General features: G+C 52.8%; 20 protein-coding genes. 12 read left to right on the top strand and 8 right to left on the bottom strand.

Going from position 1 to position 25,783, the window contains the following annotated elements:
- The first annotated feature begins 39 nt into the window (after window positions 1-39).
- From ADN00_RS06525 to ADN00_RS06480, 10 genes are all read left to right on the top strand, one after another.
- Complete coding sequence (locus ADN00_RS06525) at window positions 40-1,236, top strand: glycosyltransferase family 2 protein (RefSeq protein WP_075062144.1); 1,197 nt, start codon at window positions 40-42, stop codon at window positions 1,234-1,236.
- Complete coding sequence (locus ADN00_RS06520) at window positions 1,233-2,555, top strand: glycosyltransferase family 2 protein (RefSeq protein WP_075062143.1); 1,323 nt, start codon at window positions 1,233-1,235, stop codon at window positions 2,553-2,555. Before ADN00_RS06525 ends, ADN00_RS06520 begins: the two co-directional genes overlap by 4 nt.
- Complete coding sequence (locus ADN00_RS06515) at window positions 2,527-3,321, top strand: ABC transporter permease (RefSeq protein ID WP_075062142.1); 795 nt, start codon at window positions 2,527-2,529, stop codon at window positions 3,319-3,321. Before ADN00_RS06520 ends, ADN00_RS06515 begins: the two co-directional genes overlap by 29 nt.
- Before the next feature lies 1 nt (window position 3,322).
- Entirely contained in the window at window positions 3,323-4,579 is a 1,257-nt protein-coding gene (locus ADN00_RS06510; RefSeq protein WP_075062141.1) for an ABC transporter ATP-binding protein, read from the top strand.
- Window positions 4,580-4,615: 36 nt separating this feature from the next.
- A complete protein-coding gene (locus tag ADN00_RS06505) occupies window positions 4,616-6,883 on the top strand; it encodes a glycosyltransferase family 39 protein (protein ID WP_075062140.1) in 2,268 nt (755 codons plus the stop codon).
- Entirely contained in the window at window positions 6,880-8,292 is a 1,413-nt protein-coding gene (locus ADN00_RS06500; RefSeq protein WP_075062139.1) for a glycosyltransferase, read from the top strand. Before ADN00_RS06505 ends, ADN00_RS06500 begins: the two co-directional genes overlap by 4 nt.
- On the top strand, window positions 8,293-9,453 hold the full coding sequence (locus ADN00_RS06495; protein ID WP_075062138.1) for a glycosyltransferase family 2 protein: 1,161 nt from the start codon (window positions 8,293-8,295) through the stop codon (window positions 9,451-9,453). It begins immediately after the preceding gene.
- An 85-nt stretch (window positions 9,454-9,538) separates the two neighbouring features.
- Window positions 9,539-11,377 carry an SLC13 family permease gene (locus ADN00_RS06490; RefSeq protein ID WP_075062137.1) on the top strand — a complete coding sequence of 613 codons (1,839 nt, stop codon included), beginning with the start codon at window positions 9,539-9,541 and terminating at the stop codon, window positions 11,375-11,377.
- A gap of 27 nt (window positions 11,378-11,404) precedes the next feature.
- Complete coding sequence (locus ADN00_RS06485; protein WP_075062136.1) at window positions 11,405-12,118, top strand: class I SAM-dependent methyltransferase; 714 nt, start codon at window positions 11,405-11,407, stop codon at window positions 12,116-12,118.
- Window positions 12,119-12,244: 126 nt separating this feature from the next.
- Window positions 12,245-13,249 carry a tyrosine-type recombinase/integrase gene (locus ADN00_RS06480; RefSeq protein WP_075062135.1) on the top strand — a complete coding sequence of 335 codons (1,005 nt, stop codon included), beginning with the start codon at window positions 12,245-12,247 and terminating at the stop codon, window positions 13,247-13,249.
- Here the strand turns inward: ADN00_RS06480 and ADN00_RS06475 are convergent.
- On the bottom strand, window positions 13,246-14,487 hold the full coding sequence (locus ADN00_RS06475) for an MFS transporter (RefSeq protein ID WP_075062134.1): 1,242 nt from the start codon (window positions 14,485-14,487) through the stop codon (window positions 13,246-13,248). The two genes, ADN00_RS06480 and ADN00_RS06475, sit on opposite strands and share 4 nt — an antisense overlap.
- A 198-nt stretch (window positions 14,488-14,685) precedes the next feature.
- On the opposite strand from ADN00_RS06475, the gene ADN00_RS06470 reads away from it, so the two are divergent.
- The gene (locus tag ADN00_RS06470) at window positions 14,686-16,167 is read left to right on the top strand and encodes a class I SAM-dependent methyltransferase (RefSeq protein ID WP_075062133.1); all 1,482 of its coding nucleotides are present in this window, start codon (window positions 14,686-14,688) and stop codon (window positions 16,165-16,167) included.
- Window positions 16,168-16,398: 231 nt separating this feature from the next.
- The gene (locus ADN00_RS06465; protein WP_075062132.1) at window positions 16,399-18,267 is read left to right on the top strand and encodes a histidine kinase N-terminal 7TM domain-containing diguanylate cyclase; all 1,869 of its coding nucleotides are present in this window, start codon (window positions 16,399-16,401) and stop codon (window positions 18,265-18,267) included.
- A gap of 96 nt (window positions 18,268-18,363) precedes the next feature.
- Here the strand turns inward: ADN00_RS06465 and ADN00_RS06460 are convergent, their stop codons facing one another.
- The 7 genes from ADN00_RS06460 to ADN00_RS06430 are packed head-to-tail and all read right to left on the bottom strand — an operon-like array spanning window position 18,364 to window position 25,783.
- Window positions 18,364-19,563, bottom strand: coding sequence for a pyridoxal phosphate-dependent aminotransferase (locus ADN00_RS06460; RefSeq protein WP_082389945.1), 1,200 nt, complete (start codon window positions 19,561-19,563; stop codon window positions 18,364-18,366).
- Between the two features lie 34 nt (window positions 19,564-19,597).
- Window positions 19,598-20,566, bottom strand: coding sequence for an ABC transporter ATP-binding protein (locus tag ADN00_RS06455; RefSeq protein ID WP_075062131.1), 969 nt, complete (start codon window positions 20,564-20,566; stop codon window positions 19,598-19,600).
- Entirely contained in the window at window positions 20,563-21,552 is a 990-nt protein-coding gene (locus tag ADN00_RS06450; RefSeq protein ID WP_075062130.1) for an ABC transporter ATP-binding protein, read from the bottom strand. Before ADN00_RS06450 ends, ADN00_RS06455 begins: the two co-directional genes overlap by 4 nt.
- A gap of 16 nt (window positions 21,553-21,568) precedes the next feature.
- Window positions 21,569-22,654 carry a M24 family metallopeptidase gene (locus tag ADN00_RS06445; protein WP_075062129.1) on the bottom strand — a complete coding sequence of 362 codons (1,086 nt, stop codon included), beginning with the start codon at window positions 22,652-22,654 and terminating at the stop codon, window positions 21,569-21,571.
- 3 nt (window positions 22,655-22,657) lie between these two features.
- Complete coding sequence (opp4C, locus tag ADN00_RS06440) at window positions 22,658-23,581, bottom strand: oligopeptide ABC transporter permease (RefSeq protein ID WP_075062128.1); 924 nt, start codon at window positions 23,579-23,581, stop codon at window positions 22,658-22,660.
- A gap of 26 nt (window positions 23,582-23,607) precedes the next feature.
- Window positions 23,608-24,570 (bottom strand): ABC transporter permease, encoded by a 963-nt coding sequence (locus tag ADN00_RS06435; protein ID WP_075062127.1) that lies wholly within the window; start codon window positions 24,568-24,570, stop codon window positions 23,608-23,610.
- Between the two features lie 37 nt (window positions 24,571-24,607).
- Window positions 24,608-25,783 (bottom strand): M24 family metallopeptidase, encoded by a 1,176-nt coding sequence (locus tag ADN00_RS06430; RefSeq protein ID WP_075062126.1) that lies wholly within the window; start codon window positions 25,781-25,783, stop codon window positions 24,608-24,610.

Raw genomic sequence — 25,783 nt, 5'->3', positions numbered from 1 at the left:
TTTACTAATACAGGCCTGATAGAGGGGTTAGAATATTTCATGCCTTCAGTGGTGCTTGAATTAGAATTTACCCAATTACCGGATAAGCTGACAGATCTTGACCGGTATCAAAAAGCCTTTATCCTGCTTAAATATGCTGGCTATCCGGTTGCAAAATTGTGGCTGCCGGTCAACCAGGGAATGGTTTCGCGCGCTCAATTGGAAGACGCAATTTTGAAGAATTGCGGAGAAGCCTTCTGGCAGCGCTGGGCAGAAGACCTTTTCCAGATTAACGAGAATCATCCCCCAAAATTTTCCCTCACCACCACCGTCGCGATTTGCACCCGCGACCGGCCGGAAGATCTGCGCACCTGTCTGCAAGGGCTCATGCTGCTCCCGGATGACGGGCAGGAAATTCTGGTAATTGACAACTGCCCATCCAGCGATGCCACCGCGCGGGTCGTTGCTGCCTTCCCGCGCGCCCGCTACGTGCTGGAAAAACGCCGCGGCCTCGACGTAGCGCGCAACCGCGCCCTGCGCGAAGCGCGGGGAGAGATTGTCGCCTTCATTGATGATGACGCCCGGCCCGACCCGCGCTGGCTGCGCGCCCTGCTGGCCAATTTTATTGATCCACAGGTGATGTGCGTAACCGGCCTGACCATGCCCATGGAACTGGAGACCGAAGCACAGGAATTCTTTGAGCATTACGGCGGGTTCGGTCGCGGTTTTCAACGCCGCGAGTTTGCCCGCCTCACCTTCAATCCTTTGTTCGGCGGGCAGGTAGGCGCGGGCGCCAATATGGCGCTTCGCCGCAGTGTGGTCGAGCAGGTGGGGCTGTTTGACGAAGCCCTGGATGCTGGCACGGCGACACACTCCGGTGGAGACGCGGATATGTGCTCGCAAATCTTGCGGAGCGGCTATAAAATCATCTACGAACCGGCCGCGCTGAACTGGCACCGCCACCGCCGCAGCCTGCCGGAACTGCACAAAGTGATTTACGGGTACGGCGTGGGGGTTTACGCCATGCTGACCAAAGAATTTCTCCTTAACCGCCGTGTTGGGGTGGTGCGCGTGATGTGGGGCTGGCTGCGTTACGGGCAGCTGCCGGGCTTATTCAAAGCCTTGTTCAATCCTTCTGCCAGCCCGCTGCCCGCCGCGTTCTATTGGGACGAACTGCGCGGCTGTCTGGCTGGCCCCAAAGCTTATCTAAAAGCCCGCCGCGAGCTTCGGGAGCAGTTGGAAAGCGAGGCTGTATGACACCCGCCCCGCGTATCTCCATCATTATTCCCACGCACAACCGCAAAACGCTGCTGCTCGAGAATCTGCAGGCCCTGGCGCAGCAAACGTTCCCAAGTAGCGATATGGAGGTGGTGGTAGTCGCGGACGGCTGCAGCGACGGAACCGCCCAGGCATTGCTTAACGCGTCCTTTCCCTTTGCGCTGCGAGTTGCCGAACAAGCGCCGCAGGGACCTTCCTCCGCCCGCAATCACGGCGCGCGCCTGGCGCGCGGTGAAATCTTGCTCTTTCTGGATGACGACATTGAAGCCAGCCCATATCTGGTGCAGGCCCACGCCGAAGCGCACGCCGGCCAGCCACGCCGGGTAGCCATTGGCTACCTGCCCCCCATTCTGCAGGCGCAGACCGGCTTTTTCCGCGAGGAACTGCGCGGCTGGTGGGAAGCCATGTTTTCACCCATGCTGGTGCCTGGCTACCGCTATCGCTATTCGAACCTGCTAACCGGGAATTTCTCTGTCGCGGCCAGTCTGTTCCATGAGGCAGGCGGCTTTGATCTTCAATTTCGCTGTCATGAAGATTATGAGCTGGGCTGGCGGTTGATCAAGCTTGGCGCCATTTTCCAGTTTGTACCGCAGGCGCTGGGCTACCATCACGAAAATACCCTGATGGAAAGAACTTTTCAGCGCAAACAAGACGAAGGCCAGGCCGATGTTCTTTTATCGCGCAAGCACCCCGAGCTGCTGCCCACTCTTCAAGTGGCCCGCCTGGTAAATTACGGAAGTTTTTTCACCCGCAAGTTTTACAACCTGGCCTTTGACCGCCCCGCGATGGGAGAGCGCGTTTCGCGCTTTCTTGCCCGGTTGATGAAGCTCATGGAGAAATGGGGGCTTTACTATCGCTGGCAGAAGCTGCTGGAGATTTTACTGGTTTATAATTACCTGCGCGGCGTGGCAAAGGTTTTCCCAACCCGCGCGGAATGGCACGACTTTGTTCGCCAAACCCATGCGCATCTAATTTGGGGCAAACCCGAAATGACGATTGACCTGGCGGAGGGACTGGATACCGCGCAAGCCTTGCTCGATCAATACCGGCCAGACGCGGTGAAATTTGTGTATGAACAGCACGTTCTGCGCCGCGAGCCTGCTTATCCGGGCGTTGAGTCCTTCCGCGGAGATCACCTGCGAGTCTATCTGGCGTATGTGCTGCGAGATGCGTATTTACGCTGGGCCGTGCGCCCCAACCGGGATGAAACTGACCCCCAGGAAGCTTTATTCGTGCAATTATTGGATCGCCATCTGGCGCAATTGAACTATGAGCAAATTCTCACCGAAACGAATTGACTCACAAAAACTGGTGTATTACCGCGACCTGGTCCTCGAGATGATCTCGCGTGACCTGAAACTGCGCTACAAAGGCTCTCTGCTGGGTGTGATCTGGTCGCTGCTTTTGCCGCTCACTCAGCTGCTGGTATTCACCTTCCTTTTCAGAAGAGTGATTCAACTCGATATCCCCAACTACCCCATCTTTGTCTTTATCGGCGTGCTGGCCTGGAACTGGTTTCAGACCTCGCTGGTCGCGGCCTCCGGGTCGATAACCGACAATCGCGACCTGATCAAGCGCCCCGGCTTCCCCACCTTACTGCTGCCAGTCATCACCGTGGCCACCAACCTGATTCAATTCCTGCTGGCCCTGCCGGTGCTGCTGGTGTTCCTGTACCTCAGCGGCGGGCAGCTGACATTGGCCTTCCTGCTGCTGCCACTCATTCTGCTGATCCAGTTTCTGTTTACCGTCAGCCTCGGTTATCTCACTGCTACCTTTCAAGTCAGCTTCCGCGACACCCAGCACCTGTTGGGTGTCGTCCTGCTGCTGCTGTTTTACCTCACCCCCGTTTTCTACGATGCCGGGTTTGTTCCCACTCGCTTTTTACCCATTTACCGCCTCAACCCCATGATGCACATCATTGGAGCTTATCGCAATATTCTTTCCAAAGGCGAGCCGCCCGACTTCGCCGCGATTGGCATTGTCTTCGCCGCATCGGCGCTTTTGCTCTGGATCGGACTGGCTGTATTCCGGCGCGCCAGTGACACCTTTGTGGAGGAGTTGTAGAATGAGCGCCGCTATTGAAGTCATCCACGTCAGCAAATGGTTCCGGCGGGCTAAAGACCGCCCCACCTCCTTGAAAGAGGCAGTGGTTAAAGGGCTGCAGTCCTTCAAACCAGCCAGCAAGTTCCACGCGCTGGAGGATGTGAGCTTCAGCGTGGAACCAGGCAGCATGTTAGGGATTATCGGCGAGAACGGCGCCGGCAAGTCGACTCTGCTGCGGCTGATCGGTGGGGTTGGGCAGCCCAATCATGGCACCATCCGCGTGCGGGGCAGGATCGGCGCGCTGTTAGACCTGGGCGCCGGCTTTCACCCCGACCTGACCGGCCGCGAAAATGTGTATATCAGCGGCGTCATCACCGGGCTGACGCGCCAGCAGGTGCGCGAGCGTTTTGATGAAATCGTTGATTTCGCTGAACTGCACGACTTTATCGATAGCCCACTGCGCACCTACAGCACCGGCATGCAGATGCGCCTGGCCTTCGCCATTGCCGCCCACATAGAACCCGAAATCTTGCTGGTGGATGAGGTGCTGGCAGTGGGCGACCTGGCTTTCCAGCATAAATGCCTGCAACGCATCCAGCGCTTCAAACAGGAAGGCGTAACCATTGTGCTGGTATCGCATGACATCAGCTCCATCCGCCAGCTGTGCGACGATGTCATCTGGCTGCGCCACGGAAAAATTGAAGCCCACGGCCCCACCGAAGTGGTGGTTGGAGAATATGTAGCCGAGATGACCGCTGAGACCCGCAAGCGCACCCCGGCAGCTCAACCCATTGACCACACCACGTCGGGTATTCCGTTGGTGGTCAACCAGAACCGCTTTGGCTCGCAGGAAATATCGATTACCAACGTGGTGTTGCTGGGCGCGCAGGGGCTGCCTGCCAGCGAAATCGACAGCGGCGACAGCCTGACAGTGGAAATTCACTACCAAAGTCAAAACTCGATTGAGCGCCCTATTTTTGGGATCACCCTTACCCGCGAAGATGGTTTCGTTTGCTATGATTCCAGCAGCGAAGCCAGCAGCCTGCAGATCAACGCACTCCACGATAAAGGTGTGGTGACCCTGCTGTTGGACCGGCTGGACCTGACCGGCGGCCAATACTATGTCGATGTGGGTATTTACCGACAGGATTGGTCGTATGCTTACGATTATCACTGGCACGTTTACCCGCTCACCATCCGGCCTACCAAAGGCGTCAAAGGGGTCATTCGCCCACCCTCTCACTGGCAAAACACAACCAGCAGCCCTGAGGATCGCTAAGCCGGGTGATGGTTTGTGTTGTTGGTAACAATAGATATGATGCAACATGATCCGCAATCAAAATCTCGCACAGCCCTCATGTTGGCCGTATGGGGGCTGTTGAGTTTGGTTGTGTTTGCTTTTGTCTATGGCCAGGGACTGGCCAACCTGATCAGCGGAGAGGGCCTCACCCGCGGCCAGGTTTACAATGACCTGCTGTCTTCCACATCTTTGCGGCTGTTCTGGGTGCTCGTTTGGGCAGGTGGTATGGCATTGGTCTTCCACGGAAAGATTAGACTGTTTTCACGCAAAGCGCTCTTCACCGCCCTGCCGGCGGGTATTTTCAGTCTGATTGCTGCCAGCCTTCTGATGTGGATCGGCCGGGTATCTGGCCCGGAAGCTTGGCTGCGCGGCGCAACCGGTGTGTTTGGCGTGCTGGCAGTATTGGCAGCAGCTTATCTTCACGGCAGGGTGATTACCCATTGGTTTTTCCGAAACACGTTTGCCCGGGGCATCGAGGCATTCGTTTTTTCAATGGCGCTCGGCCTGGGCAGTCTGTCTTTTTTATCACTTGGGCTGGCTTTCCTGGGGCAGTACACACCTGCCAGCCTGCTGATGATCATGGGCGCAACCGCGCTGGGCGGGCTGGTCTGGCTGTTGGCCAGCCGGATTCGAATCGGTGCTCATAATCAATTGGATGAAAGCCTGGAAATCAGCCTGCGCGAACCCACTAACGGGCTGTGGTGGGGGATTCTATTCACGGTGGGGATGATCAGCCTGGTGGGCGCGTTGGCGCCCGAAAGCGAATATGACGCGCTGTGGTACCACCTCTGGCTGCCGGCGCAATGGTTGCAGAGCGGGCATCCGGTGGATATTCTTGAGGAATACATTTCACTATACCCGATGAACTGGAGCCTGCTTTACGGGGCAGCCATGACTGTTGGCAATGTCATCAGCGCCAAACTCATCCATTGGGCCGCGCTGCTGCTGTGCGCGCTCAGCCTGGCTGCCTTCACCCGCCGGTTCTTTCCGCAAGCGCCGGCGCTGCTGGCGGCGGCTGTGTTCGTTGCCACCCCCACCGTGCTGTGGGAATCGACCACCGCCTACAACGATCTGGGGCTGACCTTTTACCTGTTTCTCGCTATTTACGCGCTGGAACGCTACATGGAGAGCGATCAAAGAAAATGGTTGCTGCTAACGGGGTTGATGGTGGGGCTGGCAATGGCCATCAAGCATCTGGCTTTGTTCGGCCTGCTCCTGTTAGCCATTATCCTTTTCCTGCAGAGGCTGGGGAAAAAAGAATGGAAGCGCGGGCTGGTAGAAGCGGGTGTGCTGGGGATTATCGGCCTGGTGCTGGCGCTGCCGTATTACGCGCGCAGTGCGCTCGCTTCGGGCAACCCGTTCTTCCCGGAAATGTTTGGCATCTTCGGCGCTACCCCGCCACAACGCTGGGATTGGGTCACCGAAAGCGGCTTGAATGCCTTCAAAGCGCGCTTTGGATTTGGCCGCTCGCTGCCTGCGCTGATGGGGCTGCCCTGGTTGCTGACCACCCGTGCGTACCGCTTTGGTGGGTTTCTGGGTTGTGCGTATTTACTGCTGCTTCCCTGGGGAGTTCTTGACTGGCGCGATGCGCGCTGGTGGCGCTGGGCGGGTTTTGCCCTGGCTTATCTGGCGTTGTGGGCTTCGCCAATCAGCAGTTTTCAACTGCGATTCCTGGTCCCGCTCACACCTCTGCTGGCTGTTCTGGCAGCCGCCGGCTACGAGCGCCTGCAGGCAACGCTTCGCGCGGCAGTTCCACGCCTCAGACCGCTGACTCTGCCCCTGTTGATGACACTGCTGTTGTGGATCAGCCTTCCGCCCTTCACCGCGCTGGCTGATGGGCCGGGCTATGGCGGCTGGCTGACGCATGTTGTGCGCCAGGCGCCCATTGCCGTGGTTTCCGGCGGCGAGTCTGAGCAAGATTACCTGAGCCGCGTTTTGTCTTCATACCCCGCCTGGAATTACATCAACCAGAACACGCCCGTGGATGCCTATATTCTCACCTTTTCTGGCGGAGACCATCTCTACAGCCAGCGCCGCCGCCTGCGGAGCGACTCAACCCTCGCCCGGCCAGCCACCTGGCAGGCGCAGACCGAATCACAGGCGCTACAGTGGCTGCGCCAGGCAGGCATCACCCATATACTCGCTGATCAGAAGATTATCAAAGCTGAAGATCAAACGACCATCCCTCTGATTCTGCAAGAGCGCTTTCTTCAGATATTCGGCCGGCTGGAATACCAAGACCGGTATTACGCCGTATACCGCCTGGCAGGAGACCAACCGTGAAGCCGATCTCCGATCTCCGCCCGCCACAAAACGCACCCCTGGTTAGCATCATCATTCCCACCCACAATCGGGGAGATTGGCTGAGAGACGCCATTGATTCAGCTCTGGCGCAAACCTGGCCAGCGGTTGAAGTGATCGTGGTGGATGACGGCTCCACCGATGGAACCGCCGGGTTGTTGGACACCTATCAGGATCGCGTGAGGGTGGCTCACCAAGCCAATCAGGGCGTCTCTACTGCCAGAAACCACGGTCTGCGGTTGGCCCAAGGCCAGTATGTTACCTTCCTGGACGATGATGATCTGCTTTTGCCGGAAAAAATTGAGAAACAAATGACCTGGCTGCAGAAAAACCAGGGATACCGTTGGGTGCACAGCCGCTATTTAATGGTAGACAGCGACAAGCGTCCCCTGATTCGTGTGGGGCTGCTTCCTGAAGGTGAGGTGCTCGCCAGGCTGGTATGCCAGAATTTTGTATGGATGGGCGCGCCCCTGATGGAAAAAGCGTTGGTTGATCAGGCTGGCGGGTTTAATCCGCGCTATTCAATCGCGGCCGATTTTGATCTCTGGCTGCGCATCGCCGCGCAAACTCCTCATCTGGGTTGCGTTCAAGAGCCATTGGGAGCATACCGCCTGCATGGCTCCAGCATGGTTACCAACATCCACCAACTGGAGAGGGAGATCATGACCATTCTGGATGCCTTCTTCGCCCAGAACGATCTGCCCTCGTCCGTGATGAGCGCGCGCCCCGCTGCCTACGCGGAGTGGCTGCTATGGCTGGCCATGCGCTATGCCGCCAGCGACTCGCAAGCGGATGCGGCGCGCTGTATCCACAGCGCCATCCAGGCCAAACCGTCACTCATCAGCGAACCACAGGTATTTCTGGAGCGCGCCGCCAAAGAAGCCGTGGATGCGCGGGTGAAAGACGCGCGCGCCTACCTGGGTCGCCTCATCGCCAGCCTGCCCGCTCCGTGGAATGGCGAACCACAGCAGGAGTTTCTTTACGGCCGTCTGGGGCTGTTGCAATCCTTGCAGGCCCTTCGAGAACAAGATTTTGTTGAGGCAGACTGCCTGTTGCAACAAGCCAGTCAGCACTTCGCCAGCCGGCAGGCGCTGCGGGTTGCTTTTGCCAGCGAAATGGTGCACGCCTGCATGACCTCACCCTGGAACCCATTTGATATGCTCGACTCGTTCTACTCAGCGGCGGCCCGGCCTGCATTTCAGGCTTTTTTGCCCCGGCGCTCCCAGGTTGAAAACGCCATCCTGATTGCCTGCGCGTTTGAGCAGTACCACAACCAGCATTATGCAAAGGCCTTCCGTCAAGCCTTACAAGGTGTAGCCATCCGGCCTGCCTGGCTGTTCAATCGTGGTGTGGTCAGCATGCTTTATCATTCAGCGTTGAAGGGGAAATAAATGCATCTGGTATCTGTGATCATCCCAACCTATAACCAGGCAGAATATCTTGCCACCGCGTTGGAGAGTATTTTCGCCCAAACCTATCCTTTGCTTGAAGTCATTGTTGTCAATGATGGCTGCATCGATAAAACCCCTTCTATCTTACAGGCTTATGAACCCAGGATTCGGGTAATTGAACAGGAAAATCGCGGCTTGCCCGCCGCGCGCAACCGGGGCTTTTTAGCATCACACGGGCATTATGTGTACTTTTTAGACAGCGATGATCAAGCCCATCCCGACTTTATTCAAACACTCGTCAATTTGCTTGACCACCACCCTGAATACGGCCTTGCCTACTCAGCATGGAAACAAATCGACTCCAACGGCTTCACCTTAAACGAGATCCATCCAAATCGCAAGGGAAACCTGTTGGAAGCCATCCTTACCCGCGAAATTTTCTTTTTCTCATCCATGTCAATCATGCAGCGCGAGTGGCTTCAAAAAGTGAATCTGTACGACGAGTCGCTGCATTGGAGCGATGATGCCGATCTATGGCTGCGCCTGGCCAGCAGCGGATGCCAGTTTGGCTATATTGATCAGCCGCTGGTAAATTACCGCATCCATCGAGAAAGCATGAGCGGTCAGGTGAAACCGGTTCAAATTGATGATTGGCATCGGGTACTGGACCGCTTCTTCGCCAATCCCACCCTGCCCACGGAAATCCAGCGACTGCGCGGCAAGGCCTATGCTGTTTTGAATTTTGAAACCGCCGGGCGCTATTTTCGAAGTGGAGACATCGAACACGGTCAGGAACAATTGCGCCAGGCTCTTTCGAAACAACCGCAGATTGAGCCGGATTGGTTTCTAAATTGGCTGGCCGGCACAGCCCTGGATGGCCGTACTGTTCACCCAATCCAATATATTAATCGCGTGTTTGATCATCTGATTCCTGAGATGAACCATCTCAAACCGCTGCGCACGCGCGCATTGGGTCAATACCACTTGGCTGCCGCATTCTCGGCCTTTCATGGTAACCAACCCCGCAAAGTGCTCAGGCACGCCATCCCTGCCGCTGTACTCAATCCGGGCAGTTTGTCCAATAATGGATTCATTTCCATTTTGTTAAAATCCATTTTCGCCCATTTCAAAGATCCGAAAAAAATTGAACGCGACCGCTGAATCAAGATATGGTCTCTCAAGGGTATAATTGCAGGAATTCAGCGCTCCACGTTTCGAGAGCAAACTTCTTACCCGCAGAGATTCAATGGAAACCAACCAAATCCTCCTTCTCGTTATTCTGATCATTCCCCTGATCCTGGTCTTTCTTAATCGACTGCGCATGGATATTGCGGCTCTCGCTATGGCGGTGCTGTTGGGGCTTTTGCAGTTTTTTGGAGTCGGCATGCTTGGCACGGCCGGATCTCCCCAGGAGGCCGTCAAAGCCATCTCCGGCTTAAGCCAGCCCGTAATCATCACCCTGATTTCTCTCTTCATTATCTCCCGTGGGTTGGATAAAAGCGGGGTTACCCGTTGGATTGCCCGCCAGCTCATCCGCGTTACCGGCACCAATGAGTCGCGCATCATCGCGCTTTTCACTGCCGTTACCGCCTTTCTTTCGCTGTTCATGAACAATCTGGCGGCTGGCGCGCTGCTGGCGCCATCCGCGTTGGAAGTCGCCAGGCGCACAAAAATCAAGCCCAGTAAATTGCTCATCCCGGTGGCGTACGGAAGCCTGCTGGGTGGTGTGGCCACCTACTTCACCACAGCTAACATTATCATGAGCGATTTGCTCACCATTGCCAACCCGCCGCAAGAGCCCCTCAATATTCTGGACTTCACCCCCACTGGCGGCCTGATTGCCATCGCGGGTATCGCCTTCTTCTTCTTTTTTGGCAAGAAATTACTGCCCGATCGGGAATCGTATCAAAACAGTTTTTTTGCCCGCCACACCGGCAGTGAACTGGAGGAATTGTACCGGATTGGTGAACGCCTCTGGACCGCTAGACTGTTTTCCGGATCTCCACTGATTGGCAAGACCATCTCAGAGGCGGGTATTGGACATAAATATGGGGTCACCATTGCGGCCATTAAAAATGGCATCGATGAATTTATTCTGCCGGATGCCAAATACATCATCGAATCCAACAGCGTGTTGTTCATTGTGGGTAGAGAAGAAAAGGTCATGGAAATGCAGCAAGAAGGGTTCAGTTTGCGCCCGATTGGCCAGAATGGATTCCTCAGCCCCCAGGGAATTCACTTCGCAGAAGTGGTGCTGGCCCCCCATTCGCAGTTTGAAGGGAAAACATTAAAAGAAATCGGTTTCCGCCAGAGGTTCAACTTAAACGCCATTGCTCTCAACCGGCGGGAACGCTGCTACCGCACTGATGTAGGCAGCATACCCGTCACCTACGGCGATTCACTGTTGGTCATTGGTTCCAACGCATTGATCCGGGCGCTCAAGCAGAACGCGGATTTTATCGTGATCGAGCCCAACCTGAGTGACCAGCCGCTCGATAAGCGCCGGGCTTTTCTCTCGATCCTGATTACGCTGGGCACAATTTCAGCTTCCATCGCCGGTATACCGGTTTACCTGAGTGTTTTCTTTGGCGCGATCTTGAGCATTATCTTACGAGTCATTCAATTGGACGAAGCTTATCAATCGGTCGAGTGGCAGGCTATTTTTCTGATAGCGGGCATGTACGCTGTCAGCCAGTCCATGGTTAACACCGGCATGGCCGAATTGATCGGGCAGGGAATGCTTTTCCTGTTTGAACCCTATGGAGGCATGGGAATCGCGGCGGGCGCATTCTTGCTGACGTCTTTGTTAACGCAGGTCATGGGCGGGCAGGTAACCGCGCTCATTTCTGGCCCCATTGCCATCAGCGCCGCGATCTCGATGGGGGTCAATCCACAGGCTGTGGCAGTCGCCACCGCAATTGGCTGCTCGGCGTCCTTCTTAACTCCTATGGCACATCCGGTAAATTTGATCGTGATCCAGCCCGGCGGCTATCACTTCCAAGACTTCTTCCGCGTAGGCTGGCTACTGACGATTATCTGTTTCTTCGTATTAATGGTCGGCATGAAAATCTTCTGGCAGCTCTAGTAGGGCCTCACTCAAGGAAACTGGCGCATGCAAACGATATTGGGGCAAATTGACGCCGGCCAAGTGCTGGACGTGGCCACCGGGCGAGGCGGATTCATTGAGATTCTGGTCCAAAATCTGCGTTCCTTCGAGCAAATCACGGGCGTCGATGTGCTCTCTGGTGGCGCGGCTGCCTTCGCGGAAAAATTCCAGTCTCATTCCAAAATCCATTTTCAACAAATGGATGCCGCCCATCTCGCTTTTCCAGACGTGTGCTTCGACACCGTTTGTATTTCCAACTCACTTCACCATCTGCCCCACCCGCGGCGTGCGCTCTTGGAAATGCTGCGCGTGCTGCGCCCAGGCGGGCAATTGCTGTTATGTGAGATGTACCGCGATGGACAAACGGAAACACAGCAGACGCATGTGTTACTGCATGACTGGTGGGCGGCAATTGATATGGCGCAAGGCATCACCCACTATCCCACCTTTACCCGCCAGCAGCTTGTAGGATTCCTGGAAGACCTTCCCCTGGCCAACCTGGCCTTGCATGATCTCTGTGATTTAAGCGACAACCCTCTCGAACCCTCCAATCTCGCCGATTTAGACCAGGTCATCGACCGCTACATCGCCCGTTCGCAAGGCCTGCCCAACGCGAAGGCGTTACAGGAACAGGGCGAAGCGCTGCGCCAGCGCGTTCACAATCTGGGATACCATGATGCGTCTGCGCTTTTGGCCATCGGGCAGAAATTCTCTGTTTGAAACAACGCCTGTTGTTTACATCATAAGAAAAATACGAGGATTTCTCTTTTCGTTGTAGAATAATTAATATTATTATATATAATATAAGTTATATTAACCTTGCATGTAAAAAACAGGTTTGCCATAATGAACGAGACCACTCCCCTCTCTCTGCAAGACGCCATTCAAAATTATCTGACCCTGGTTGAACAGTCTCGCAGCAAACGCACTTTTCTGACCTATCAGAATGCGTTGAAAAGCTTTTGTGAAACCCTGGAAGCCTACCAGCTCAACCCGCAAAAAACAACCGCCGCGGACCTGCCCGAAGACGCGATCAGTTGGTTTGCTGAGAACTTGAAAATCTTTGCCCCCGCGACCGAACGCCTGTACCTCACCGCCGCCAGTAATCTATACGAATACCTTTCGGCCGAGAACCTTTCCCAACCCAACCTGGCGCGCGTGCGCCAGCTCATCCGCCAGCGATCCCGCCGCCCCGGCCTGCGCCTGCCACAGTTCCCGGCCAGCGATATTGACCAACTGTTGGAAAAAATTGACCAACTGAAAGGCAAACCTTGCGAAAATGTGGAAGAGCATCTGCGCAATTTACGCGACCGCGCCTTTTTACTCACCCTGGCCGATACCGGTCTGCGCGTGCATGAAGCCTGCGCGTTACGGCGCGGTGACCTGGATTGGACCGATTATCGTGCGGTGGTGATTGGCAAAGGCGACCAGCAAGCCGTGGTGCGCTTTTCGGAGCGCGCCATGGAGGCCCTGCGCGACTATCTGAAAGCGCGCGCCGACCTGGACGGCTCTACCGGCAGGCCCCTGGCTTCTCTGCCGTTATTTACCCGCCATGATAAAGGCGCGGGAAAGAAAAAGGTAAAGGGCATGAACACCAATACCGGGCGCAACATCGTTACAGAGCGGGTCAAAGAATTCCTCGGAGCAGACGCAGCCGGAACCATCACCCCCCATTCATTCCGGCATTATTTTGTTACGCGCGTGCTGCAGGCCACCAACAACTTGCGCATCGCCCAACTGTTGGCCAGGCACAAATCAATCGCCGTCACACAGCGGTACAGCCACCTGACCGACAGCGAACTTGATCAGGGCTATTGGGATGCGATAGGCAGAAAAGAAAAGGAGAATTAGCCCATCTGCCGCACATTTGGGCGGAAGAACCAGATCCAGACACTGAATAGGAACAGTATCCCCGCGCACGCATACGCGGCAATCTGCTCACTGGTGTGCTCAGCCATCACTCCCACCAGCAGCGAACCCACCGGACCGCCGCCCAACAGCATCAGTGAATAGATTCCCATCACACGGCCGCGCAGGTCATCGGGCACCCTCGATTGCACCATCGCGTTGCTGTTATTCAGAACCGCGATCAACGCGAAACCGGTTACGGCCATAAAAACCAGTGAAAGTGGCAGCCATGTCGAAAGCGCGAATCCGGCGAGCGCCAGAGGCAGAATGAAACTGTTGATGCTCCACATTCTACCGCGGAAGCGGCTGCCGCTCAGCGACGCGATCAGTAATCCACAGATCACCGCCCCAACCCCGCGCGCTGAAAGCAACAATCCATTGGTTGTCGCGTCTCCATGCAAAATGGTAACCGCCCAGGCCGGAACCAGGGTAATCAGGCCGAATCCAAAGACATTCAGCACAAAGACCGTCAGGATCAGTGTGAATACCAATGGTTCTGAGCGGATATAGCCCACGCCCTCGACAATCGCCCGCATGGCCGAAGAGCGGTTAACCGGTGCGGGTTTGGGGGGCATTTTCATCAATCCCAGGGCGAAAATCACTGCAATAAATGAAATGCCATTGATCGAAAAACACCAGGCCGGCCCTGTAAGCGCGTATACCAACCCCGCGAATGCCGGGCCAACAATCGCGCCGGTGTTGAACATCGTTGAGTTCAACGCAATGGCATTGGTCAGGTCCTCACGCTCAACCAATTCAACAATAAAAGATTGGCGCGCCGGGGCATCAAACGCGTTGGCGACACCCAAAAGAAACGCCAGCACCAAAATATGCCAGGGTTGAACCACCCCCAGAAATACCAGCGCCGCGAGCACAAATGCCAGCGCCATCATCACCGTCTGTGTGATGATTAACAACGTCCGGCGAGAAACCCGATCAGCGATGACGCCGCCATATAGGATTAACAACCAGGACGGTAAGCCGGACACAAAGCCAACGTACCCCAAATAGGCCGCCGAGCCAGTCAGCTCGTATACCAGATATCCCTGCGCGGCGCTTTGCATCCAGGTACCCACCAGCGATACCAGCTGGCCGTAAAACCACAGGCGGTAATTTCGGTGCCGGAACGCGGCAAAGGTTGTGGAGAAAAAGGGAGAAAAACGCTGAGCAAGAGGTGTCAAAGTGGACCAGCAATTCAGGAAGATATAGTGTTTATCATACCATAACAGTATCGGGCATGGTATGAATCGCCTGTCAATCTAGGGTTGACACGGGCTTAATAACCACAATTGCCCTCATTAGTCCCCTCTTGGCAAGCGCGAAACCCGGGATTATACTTCTCCCTCGCGGCGCTTCCCTTTTCTTTCTTCAGAGTGAATATGGTTGGCAATGGCCTTGAGAAAAATGAGGTTATTGATGCGGAGTTGATTGAAAAGAATCAACGCCTTTCGCACTCGATTCTCTGGCGACTGCATTCCGCGTTCTACCAGCAAAGCGGCGTCACGGCCTGGAATCGCGGCCACGTCCCGCACTACATCACCAATAATCCCACCATTGCGGCTGCGTATGCCCACCTGGTGCTGGACTATCTCCAAAACCTCACAATCCACTCTCCGCAACAGCCGGTTTTCATTCTTGAGCTGGGAGGCGGCTCAGGACGCTTTGCCTTCTATTTTTTGAACTACTTTCTGCCAGAAACCCGGCATCTGTTCCCGCAGGGGACGCGTTTTGTTTACCTGCTCACGGATTTGGCCGAAAGCAATCTGAATTTCTGGAAAACCCATCCAGCCCTGCAGCCCTTCCTGCGCTCCGGCGAATTGGAGCTGGCCTGTTTCAATCCGCTCACAGACCACCAGATCAGCCTGACTTCATCCGGAACAACGCTGACCCGGCAGGATATTGCCAACCCCCTGATTGTTCTGGGAAACTACTTCTTTGACAGTCTGCCCAATGACGTGTTTTCCATTCACGGCGGCATTCTGTGTGAAGAGTTAGTCAGCCTGAAAACCCGCAAACCGCTCCTCGACCCTGTCGGCCCTTCCATTTTACCCTCGCTGGAGATCAGCTTTCGCCCGCGTTTCATTTCTGCCCCTTACTACCACAATCAGAAGTACAACCGATTGCTGCGGCAATACCTGGCCGCTTTCAGCGATTCTTATGTGCTCATGCCCATCGGCGCGCTGGAATGCCTGCGAAATCTGCTCTGGCTCTCCCGCGGAAAGATGTATTTTCTATCCGCGGATAAAGGGGACTTCCAGCTCAATGCCCTTCAAGGTCTAAATCAACCTGAGATCAGCCTGCATGGAAGCGCCATCTCGATGAAAGTGAACTACCACGCCCTGGCCGCATTCACCCGGCAAAGCGGCGGGCAAGCATTCCAGTCCAAACACCGCGATGAAGGTCTGGTCTTTTCCACATTTCTCTTTGGGGCTTCAGCAAACCTTTTACAGAGCGCTCGCCGGGCTTTCAACATGACATTCGAAACAGCCAGTCCGGATGATTTTTTCGTGTGGAAGAAAGCGTTGCAACCGTATTATTCCCAACTTCCCCTTGAGCAGCTGCTGGCGATCCTGAGGCTCAGTGGTTATGATCCGCAGATCTTTGGCGAAACGTTCCACCTGTTGTTGGAATACGCCCAAACAGCCGACCCTCGCCAAAAGGATTGGATCGCCGAAGCGGCGCGGCGGGTTTTTCTGCTCTACTACCCCATCGGCGAAGCACTCAACCTGTATCTCCCCCTGGCGCGCCTGTTTCTTTCCCTCTCCAGGCAGCCCGAAGCGCAAGCCTGCCAGCGGGCCTCGCGGGAATTCTTCGGTCCATCCACAGAAATGGACACGCTGCTTGCTCAAACAACCGCTTGAGCCTTATGGGAAATATTTTTCCGTCCAATTATTAATGCTTTTTTTATTGTGCACCGTTTAACATGCGAATATACTCAATGCAGGTCATTTTTATGTCCTCCATCTCTGGTGATCGTCATCCCTTTTTCTTGTCGCCGGTGGTGAAGTAACCTATCCTGTTAATAATGATGGATCCCAAAAGCCGGCTTTGACTCGCCCTTTTACCTGTTATCCCAAGCCCGAACCTCTTCCATGAATCAGTCTTATGCATTTGCATTAATCATCTCATCAGCCATCTCCGCCCTGGTGGCTGCCATGGCCTGGCGGCGGCGGACAGCGCCGGGAGCAGCGGGCTTAACCCTGGCGATGGCATCGCTGATCGCCTGGGCGCTGCCGTATGCTGTGCGCTGGTTGATGCAAGACGTTACCTGGCAGTATTTCTGGCTCGACGCCACATACCTGGGCGTGGTAACAGCGCCAACCGCATTTTTTATTTTTGCCTTGCAGGTAACCAACCACGCTGAATGGCTGACGCGCCAGAAGAAATTGCTGCTGGCGGTAGAACCGCTGCTCACCTTGCTGATCCTTTTCACTGACCGGTATCATGGACTTTTCTACGCCGGGCTTCGCAGTACCGGAACTATTCTGGATGGCGGCCCATGGTTCTGGATCAATGCCATCTATTCTTACCTCCTGCTGCTGATCGCGCTGATCTTATTCGTGAGGATGTTTTTGCGCACGAAGTACATTTTTCGCCACCAGGCCGGGGTGATGGTATTAGGTATGCTGATGCCGTGGGTGAGCAACGCCATCGGCATTCTGAAAATCAGCCCGTTCCCACAGTTAGATCTTACCCCATTCATGTTTATGATCAGTGGAGCCATCTTCGCCTTTGGGTTATTCCGCCTGCACCTGCTGGATATCGTTCCGGTCGCGCGCGATCAGCTGGTAGAGTCGATGAACGATGGGGTGATTGTCTTGGATGACGCCTTGAGGATTGTTGACCTGAATCCGGCAGCACGGACCTTATTGGGGCTGCATGACCATCATATTGGCCAACCCGCTGAAACCACCCTGGAATTTTGGCAACATCTTGGAATTGCAGTCGCTGAGCAGCCCGAAACGCAAGCAGAAATTCAAATCACGCTCTCCTCTTCTTCCTATTTCGAGGTTCGCTTATCACAATTGCATGGGTACCATCAAAAAGCCAATGGATATCTGATCATTTTGCGCGATATAACCGATCGAAAGCAGACTCAGATGAAGCTGCAACAATCGGAAGAGCAATACCGTTTGCTTTTCGAGAACGCCACCGAAATGATCGTGGTTGTGAAAGGAACCATGCTCAAGTTTTGCAACCCGATCACGTCCCAAATCACCGGTTATTCCATAGGAGAATTGACCAGCTCACCATTTCTGCGCTTTGTCCACCCGGAAGACCACGAGTATGTGCTTTCCAATCACATGAAACGGCTCAAAGGAGAACTAACCGATCCCCGCTACGAATTTCGCCTTCTAACCAAAGACAACCAGATCAAGTGGGCTGAAGTGAGCGGAATCCGCATTGATTGGGAAGGTGAACAAGCCACCTTGAATTTCCTTTCCGATATAACAGACCGGAAGCAAGCGGAAATGGCTCTCCAATATCAGAGCACGCACGATATTCTCACCGGATTGTACAACCGCCAATACTTTGAAACAGAATTGGAACGTCTGAAATCGGGCCGCCATTTCCCAGTCAGCTTGCTGATGGTGGATGTTGATGGACTGAAAAAGATCAATGATCAGTTTGGTCACCACGCAGGCGATGATCTGCTGCGCCGCGCGGCTGAAGTCATGAAAACCTCCTTCCGGCCAGAAGACATGATCGCCCGCATTGGCGGAGATGAATTTGTCATTATCATACCTGACGCCGATGAGGAAACCGCCCAAAAGGCCGTAAACCGCCTGAGAAGCCAGGTCGAAATCCATAACCAAACACAACCGGCTGACCGGTGGCTGTATCTCTCAATTGGCAGCGCTACCGGTGATAGGCATCACAATCTGTCCACGATTTTCAAGCAGGCAGACCAGGCCATGTATCTGGAAAAGAATCTAAAGAAGTCCTTACACGCAAATTAACAAAGAACGCTGAACCTCAAATCCATTTGAGAATTTGAGGTTCATTCATTTTTTACAGCTCAATCTAACTTTCTGCTATAGACAGATCATTGGGTTTTATTTCCCAGCAACACCTTTTAATTCGGCCAATTTCATCAGGGATTGATGAATCCGCTGCATGGCTTCTTCATATTTTGCGGTATCTCTCATGGTGCTGAACATAATTCGCAAATAGCCTTCTCCATGACTCCCGAACCAGTTCCCTGGTGAGACCCCGACATTGGCATCCTTGATGAGAAAATCCCGCACTTCAGTAGATGTTCCCAACGCGCGAATATCCACCCAGAAAAAGTATCCTCCTTCTGGCAACTGGCATTTCACCCCCGGAATTTGCTTCAGCAAATTGTAGCCATATTGGCGACGATAATTGAACACCTTCATCCATTCATCTACGTATGAAGGGTCTTGATAACCCGCCGCAACGCCATATTGGGCAAACGTATTGGTTGGACCCACGTAATTAAACGTGGCGATTTTGAGAATATCAATAATCTGCTTGGGAGCAACCATATACGCGACACGGAAACCGGTCAAACCAAGGTCTTTGGAAGTGCCGAATACCGAGATTGTGCGCTCTTTCATCCCTTTTAGAGTCGCGAAAGTGATATATTCGCGATTGTCATAGATGTTGCGTTCAAAGCTCTGGTCGACAACGACCATCAAATCATGATCTTCCAGAAATGCAGCAACGTCCTCCAAAACTTCTCGTTTGTAAACCGTTGAAGTTGGATTATTCGGATGGGTTAACACCAGGCAGCGAGTGTTGGGTGTGACTGCCTTTTCTAATTCTTCCCGGCGAATTTGAAAACCATCTTCGGGGTACACAGGCACACTGACACTGGTCGCGCCAATTTGAACCACGTCGTTGAAATTTTCTGCAAAGCCCGGATCAATGTTCAAAACCTCATCACCCATGTTGGGTCGGACACAGATCCGGATTCCAGCATATAAACCAAAAGCCGAGCTGGGAACCACGATTAATTCGTTTTCAGGGTCCACATCCAGATGATTAAACACTTTCAGTTTCTTCACCAGAGTTTCTTTTAATGGGGGTACCGCGTAGCTGTTATCCAACGCGTAATGAGTGTGCCCCCCGTCCAGGGCCTTTTTGGTTGCTTCAATAATATGATCCGGTATGCAGGGATCAGGAAAGAAAGGATCCGCCCCTACCAACATTAATTTCTTTTCCGGATCCAGATGGGTATAGGGTTCAAAATCTGGTGATTTTAAGGTTAACCAGCTTTCATCAATCTTCATTGGTCTTCTTTCACCTTTCCTCAATCATGTTCGCTTATCGCATGTGGCAGGCGACCATGTGATTTGTGTCTAGATCCCGCAATTCGGGAGCTTTGAGTTTGCATATCTCCTGCGCTTCTGGGCAGCGGGTGTGGAAGCGGCAGCCGCTGGGCGGATTCATCGGGCTGGGAACATCCCCTTCCAGAATAATCCGCTGGCGCTTTGCATTCGGGTTTGTGGTGGGTATAGCAGAAAGCAATGCCTGTGTGTAGGGGTGCAAAGGGTTCTTGTACAAATCGGCCTTGTCGGCGATTTCAACCAGGGCGCCCAAATACATCACGCTAATTCGATCACAAATGTGCTTCACGATTCGCAAATCATGCGAAATAAACAGGTAAGTGAGGCCCAATTTTTGCTGCAGGTCTTTCATCAAGTTAACCACCTGCGCCTGAATGGACACATCCAGCGCCGATACAGGTTCATCACACACCACAAATTTGGGATGAAGCGCCAGCGCTCGCGCTATTCCAATGCGCTGCCGCTGCCCCCCACTAAACTCGTGCGGATAGCGGTTAATTTGGTCTGGCCCCATGCCAACCAGCAGAAGGAGCTCTTTAACTTGACTCTCAATTTCCTTGGAAGATCCGATTTTATGAATATGAAACGCTTCACCAACGATCTCTTTTACCGTTTTCCTTGGATCGAGGGAAGCATACGGGTCTTGAAAAATGATTTGCATCTCTTTCCGCATTTCGCGCAGGTCATTCGGAGGTAATTTGAGAATATCCTGCCCCTCAAATAAAACCTGACCTTCCGTAGGCTCGATCAGTCTTAAAATAGTTCGACCAACGGTAGACTTTCCACAACCGGACTCACCGACAAAACCCATTGTCTCACCCGATTGAATGGCGAAACTGATGTCATCCACGGCCTTTACAAATTGTTTTTGGGTAGAGAACAGATTTGTCTGATTTACCGGAAAATATTTTTTCAGGTTTTTTACTTCGACTAGATTTGTATTCATTTTCCAGCCTCTTCTGTGATTGGGCTGTAGCGGAAACAGCGCACCTTTCGATCTTCATGCGATACCAATCCAGGTTGGGTATCTTTACAAATATCCATGGCATACTTACACCTTGGATGGAACCGGCATCCTTTTGGCATGGCGTAAATGCTGGGAACCAGGCCTTCGATCGTCTCCAGAGCTTCAAGGTCCAGAGTAATATCTGGAATTGAGTTCATCAATCCTTCCGTATAGGGGTGCAGCGGATTGGAGAACACAGCCTGAACCGGCCCGTGTTCAACAACCTTACCGGCATACATGATCATCACTTCATCCGCAACTTCGGCTACCACACCGAGATCATGTGTGATCATCATGATCGCAGTGCCAAGCTTATCCTTCAAATCTTTCATCAATTCCAGGATCTGAGCTTGAATGGTAACATCCAGCGCTGTGGTAGGCTCATCGGCAATCAGCAATGCCGGGTTGCAAGAAAGCGCCATCGCAATCATTACACGTTGGCGCATACCGCCGCTGAGTTGGTGAGGATACTCTTGTACCCGGCGCTCAGGTAAGGGGATGCCCACCAATCGAAGCATTTCAATGCTTTTTTGAATCGCGTCATTCTTCGATAATCCCTGGTGCAAACGTAAAACTTCTGCAATCTGGTCACCCACAGTAAAAACGGGATTGAGAGATGTCATTGGCTCTTGAAAAATCATAGAGATTTCATTGCCACGAATATCCCGCATTTCCTCTTCGCTGAGCTTCAACAGATCCTGGTCTTTGAAAATAATCTCACCACCGATAATCTTGCCTGCAGGTTCTTCCACCAGGCGGAGGATCGATAAAGAAGTTACGCTTTTTCCACAACCCGATTCACCCACGATCCCCAGCGTTTTCCCACGGCTTAATGAGAAAGAAACACCATCTACGGCCGCAGCCACACCTTCATCGGTGAAGAAATGGGTTCGTAAATCTTTGACTTCTAAAATTGTGTCTTCCATTCTTTACCTCCTGACATTAAGCCACGCCTATTTCAACGCGCAGGGTTTGCGGGCAAGCGGTCAGCACTTCGCATCCGTTTTCCGTCACCAAAACAATATCCTCAATTCTTACTCCACCAATCTCAGGCAGATAAAGACCGGGTTCAACCGTAAAGATCATGCCGGGTTGCATCATTTCCTGTGAGCCAATAACAACACGAGGCTGTTCGTGAATCTCCAATCCGACTCCATGACCCAGGCCGCGCAAGGCGTATTGTTCAACACCAGCCTGCTCAAAGACGGTCCGGTGAGCGCGGTCTATATCCCCGCCGGTGATCCCCGGCTTAATCACAGAAAAAGCTTGTTTTTGCGCGTCCGCAACGATGTTGTAGATCTCCACCATTTTGTCGGAAGGCTCACCCACCCAAATTGTGCGTGTGATGTCAGAATGGTATCCTTGAAAAATTGCGCCACAATCGACCACAACCATTTCTCCAGCTTCTATGCGCTTATCCGTCGGCCCGCCATGAGGCAGAGAGCCACGCACCCCCGAAGCCACAATGGTTCCAAACGCGGGACCTTCACTGCCTTCTTTGGCCAGACAGTATTCCAACTCAATCGCAACTTCCTTCTCTGTCATGCCGGGCTGGATGATATTCACAAGTCTGGCAACCGCGCGATCCGCTATCGCAATGGCCTGGCGTAATTTTTCCTGTTCTCCAGCATCTTTTACCGCGCGTAGTTGTTTGCCAATATCTTCCATTGGCACCCAATCAATGTGGGGCAAGGCGGAGCGATATCCGCGAGTGTCAAAATCGGTCAATTTGCGGGTTTCGTAAGCCAGTGTGCGAATCGAAAGCGAGTCGATGGCCTCTTTAATGGTCGGAAGCGGATCCAACAGATGGGTTACGACTTTGTACCCAACCGCCTGCTGCGTTGCCTGAAGGGTATAACGCTGATCCGTAATCAAAACAAGTTCACCTAGCGTGATGATCAGATAACCATTACTGCCGGTAAATTCAGAAAAATACCTTCGGTTTTCATACGAAGAGATATAGGCCGCGTCCAAATTTTGGTCGGACAACCATGCGCGAAGTTTTTCAATCCTCTGAGTGGTTTCCATCCGTTAACCTTTTCCTTTTAATTTCGGATCAAGCGCATCGCGCAACCCATCACCCACAAAATTGATACTTAGAACGGTGAGAAGAATTGCCAACCCAGGAGGAGCCCAAACCCACGGTCGAAAACGCAGCACCATGATGGACATGGCTTCGTAAAGCATGTTACCCCAACTGGGAATGGGTTGTTGAACGCCAACCCCCAAAAAACTCAGAGACGCTTCCGTAAGAATTGCTTGAGCGGTTTGCAGGGTAGCCTGTACCAAGATGGGAGCAAGGATATTGGGGATAATATGTTGAAGGATAATAGAACTGTCGCGTGCGCCCAGCGCCCGCGATGCCTGCACAAATTCATATTCGCGAACCCGCAGGATCTCGCCGCGCACCAAACGGGCTGTGTTTGTCCAGCTGACCAACCCAATAATGATCATCACATTAACTATGGAAGGTTTGAGCAGTGTTGAAACGGTAATGATCAAAAACAATACCGGAAAACAGTAAACAACGTCTACTACACGCATGATTACCGAGTCAACCCATTTTCCGAAATAACCTGCCAGCGACCCAAGAAAAATGCCCACGGATGTGGAAATCAAAATGGATATGATTCCAACACTCAACGAAATTCTTCCGGCATAGATGATCCGTGAAAGGATATCCCGCCCGAGGCTGTCGGTGCCAAGCAAAAAATTATGAGAAGGCGCGGCGTAAATATCCAGGCCGCCGGCCTCATTGGAAATGGATTTGTAGGGATCATAAGGAGCGATCAGCGGAGCGGCAATGGAGACGGCAATTAGAATGATGATGAAAGCCATCCCAAATAAAGCCAGCTTATTCTTTTTGAACCGCCGCCAGGCCTGCGCTGAATAGCTCTGACTGAGTTCACTTGCGCCAGGCTGCCGGGGAATTGAATTCGCGTTTACGATCGTCATAGATTAATTCCTTTGAAAAACTGCCGTTATGAATAACGGATGCGCGGGTCCACAAAGGCATACAAAATATCGGCAATTAGATTGCCCGCCAACACCAGCATCGAAGTGAAAAGATTCAACCCCATAATGACGGGGTATTCACGCGAAGTAATCGCGGAAATTCCCAATTGGCCCATGCCGGGCCAGTTGAATATGGTTTCCGTAATATAGGCTCCGCCGAATAAAAATGGAATGGATAGACCAAAAATGGTAATCACCGGAATGGCCGCATTGCGCAAAGCATGTTTGAAACGGACAGCTTGATTACTTAACCCCTTTGATCGGGCGGTGCGGATATAATCATGGGTCATGACTTCGATCATACTGGAACGCGTGAAACGCATGACAGTCGCCATTTGAGGCAGCGCCAGCACAAAAGCAGGCATGATCAGGTGCTTCACCCGATCAATGAATAGTTCAAATTCAGTTCCGGCCATATTAATGGTGACCATGCCAGACGTAGGCAGCCACGAAAGCTTGACCCCCAAAATATAAATCAGAGCGATGCCAAAGAAGAAAGACGGGATGGAGATTCCGATAAAGGCAAAAACGGTGAGCACATAATCTGAAGGAGAGTATTTATGCGTGGCTGAGAACACCCCTAAAGGAATTCCGATCATGAAGGATAAGATAAACGCGGTCCCTGTCAGCAGCAGTGTCGCCGGCAGCCGTTCCATAATCAGTTTTCCGACAGGTTGACCTGTTTTGACGGTATAGCCCAAATTTCCCTTAAAGATTTCATTCAACCAGTTGAAATACTGCACAATCAACGGTTTATCCAGCCCTAATCGCTGTTCAGCGCGGGCCAGTTCTTCAGGAGATATGCGCGGATTGATCATGGTCTGCATTGGGTTGCCAGGGGCAAGCTGCATGATCATGAAAGTCAGCAGGGTAATACCAATCAGAATGGGGATTGCTTGCAATAAACGCTTAAGGATGTAAGATCTCATCGATTGTCATTCTCCTTCTCAACAAAACTGGAGAGCTTTATGGCTGGATCAGGATTAGACTTTCCTGCCGGCGGCTGAGGTATTTCGCGCCTGTTGCGGTAACCAGCACATTTTCTTCAACCAGGATAAAAGGGCCCTCAGAAGGTAAGATCGTCGGCTCCAAAGTAAATACCATATTCTCAGCAATCAGACCGCGGGGGGCTTCACCGTATCGTTCCCATAAAGGACCTAAGAGAGTTCCGCCATCATGGGTCTCTCGTCCGATCTGGTGACCGGTGGCGTGTGAAATTTCAGGCATTCCCCGGCTGAGCAAATAATCTCTTGCAGCGCGATCGATCTCATAACCAGCTTTGCCTGGCTTCAAAGCCTCAAACCCCTGGCTAATAGCGCCATAAGCCGATTCAAACGCGTACTTCATTTCAGCAGGCGCTTCTACTTCACCGGGTTTCAAAAAATAAGCTGTTCGAGCGATATCCGACACATAACCTTCATAGTCCACGCTGAAATCAATAATCAACATATCACCGTGCTCAGTGGCCCAATCGGAAGGCGCGCGATGAGCGATATTTCCTTTCAGCACCATTGGCATGGAAAGCTGCTTATCCAGGCCGTTTACAACGCCTCGTTTTTCCATTGCTTGAACAAAGAGCTGCCCAATTTGTTTCTCGGTCAAACCAGGTCTGATCTGGGAAAATGCTTCAGCATAAATATCCAGAGTAATATCTACCGCTTTCTGAATACGCCGAATTTCCTCAGGAGATTTTATGCTGCGAAGATCTTTTAGAAACAGTTCTGAAGAAACCCATTCTCCAGAGAAGCAGTCTTTGAGGGTCTCTTGCAGCCAACGAAAACGACCAACCGTCAGCCCATCACACAAGTGCTCTTGTTGCGAATAATTCAGCGCGATTTTCTTCGGCGCATATTGAGCAACCAGAGCCTGCAGCGGTTGGGCTAAATTTTCTCGATATTTTATCACTTCGGTGAATAATCCGCTCTCTTCAATATCTTGCGCATCAATACTGCTGCAAAGCGCGTAGCGCTGGCCGCTTGAGGTTAAAACAAACGCGCCCGGCCCAACGGTCCGCACACCGGTAACCAGCGGCAAACATGGGTCGCTGCCTTCACTGGTTAAAATGATCCACACATCAATACCATGCTGAGCTAAGTAGTTCGCAGCCTGATCCATTTTTTCTTGGTTCACAGAATATTTCAT

Source organism: Ornatilinea apprima (assembly GCF_001306115.1).
Lineage (GTDB): Bacteria > Chloroflexota > Anaerolineae > Anaerolineales > Anaerolineaceae > Ornatilinea > Ornatilinea apprima.
The sequence above is the reverse complement of the archived record's forward strand: the minus strand, read 5'-3'. Positions and strand labels throughout refer to the sequence as shown.

Coding starts and splice junctions, on each gene's coding strand:
- ADN00_RS06435 (WP_075062127.1), bottom strand. CDS start 24,570: ATGAGATCTTACATCCTTAAGCGTTTATTGCAAGCAATCCCCATTCTG.
- ADN00_RS06450 (WP_075062130.1), bottom strand. CDS start 21,552: ATGGAAGACACAATTTTAGAAGTCAAAGATTTACGAACCCATTTCTTC.
- ADN00_RS06520 (WP_075062143.1), top strand. CDS start 1,233: ATGACACCCGCCCCGCGTATCTCCATCATTATTCCCACGCACAACCGC.
- ADN00_RS06480 (WP_075062135.1), top strand. CDS start 12,245: ATGAACGAGACCACTCCCCTCTCTCTGCAAGACGCCATTCAAAATTAT.
- ADN00_RS06465 (WP_075062132.1), top strand. CDS start 16,399: ATGAATCAGTCTTATGCATTTGCATTAATCATCTCATCAGCCATCTCC.
- opp4C (WP_075062128.1), bottom strand. CDS start 23,581: ATGACGATCGTAAACGCGAATTCAATTCCCCGGCAGCCTGGCGCAAGT.
- ADN00_RS06445 (WP_075062129.1), bottom strand. CDS start 22,654: ATGGAAACCACTCAGAGGATTGAAAAACTTCGCGCATGGTTGTCCGAC.
- ADN00_RS06455 (WP_075062131.1), bottom strand. CDS start 20,566: ATGAATACAAATCTAGTCGAAGTAAAAAACCTGAAAAAATATTTTCCG.
- ADN00_RS06495 (WP_075062138.1), top strand. CDS start 8,293: ATGCATCTGGTATCTGTGATCATCCCAACCTATAACCAGGCAGAATAT.
- ADN00_RS06510 (WP_075062141.1), top strand. CDS start 3,323: ATGAGCGCCGCTATTGAAGTCATCCACGTCAGCAAATGGTTCCGGCGG.
- ADN00_RS06515 (WP_075062142.1), top strand. CDS start 2,527: ATGAGCAAATTCTCACCGAAACGAATTGACTCACAAAAACTGGTGTAT.
- ADN00_RS06525 (WP_075062144.1), top strand. CDS start 40: ATGCCTTCAGTGGTGCTTGAATTAGAATTTACCCAATTACCGGATAAG.
- ADN00_RS06505 (WP_075062140.1), top strand. CDS start 4,616: ATGATGCAACATGATCCGCAATCAAAATCTCGCACAGCCCTCATGTTG.
- ADN00_RS06470 (WP_075062133.1), top strand. CDS start 14,686: ATGGTTGGCAATGGCCTTGAGAAAAATGAGGTTATTGATGCGGAGTTG.
- ADN00_RS06460 (WP_082389945.1), bottom strand. CDS start 19,563: ATGAAGATTGATGAAAGCTGGTTAACCTTAAAATCACCAGATTTTGAA.
- ADN00_RS06485 (WP_075062136.1), top strand. CDS start 11,405: ATGCAAACGATATTGGGGCAAATTGACGCCGGCCAAGTGCTGGACGTG.
- ADN00_RS06430 (WP_075062126.1), bottom strand. CDS start 25,783: ATGAAATATTCTGTGAACCAAGAAAAAATGGATCAGGCTGCGAACTAC.
- ADN00_RS06490 (WP_075062137.1), top strand. CDS start 9,539: ATGGAAACCAACCAAATCCTCCTTCTCGTTATTCTGATCATTCCCCTG.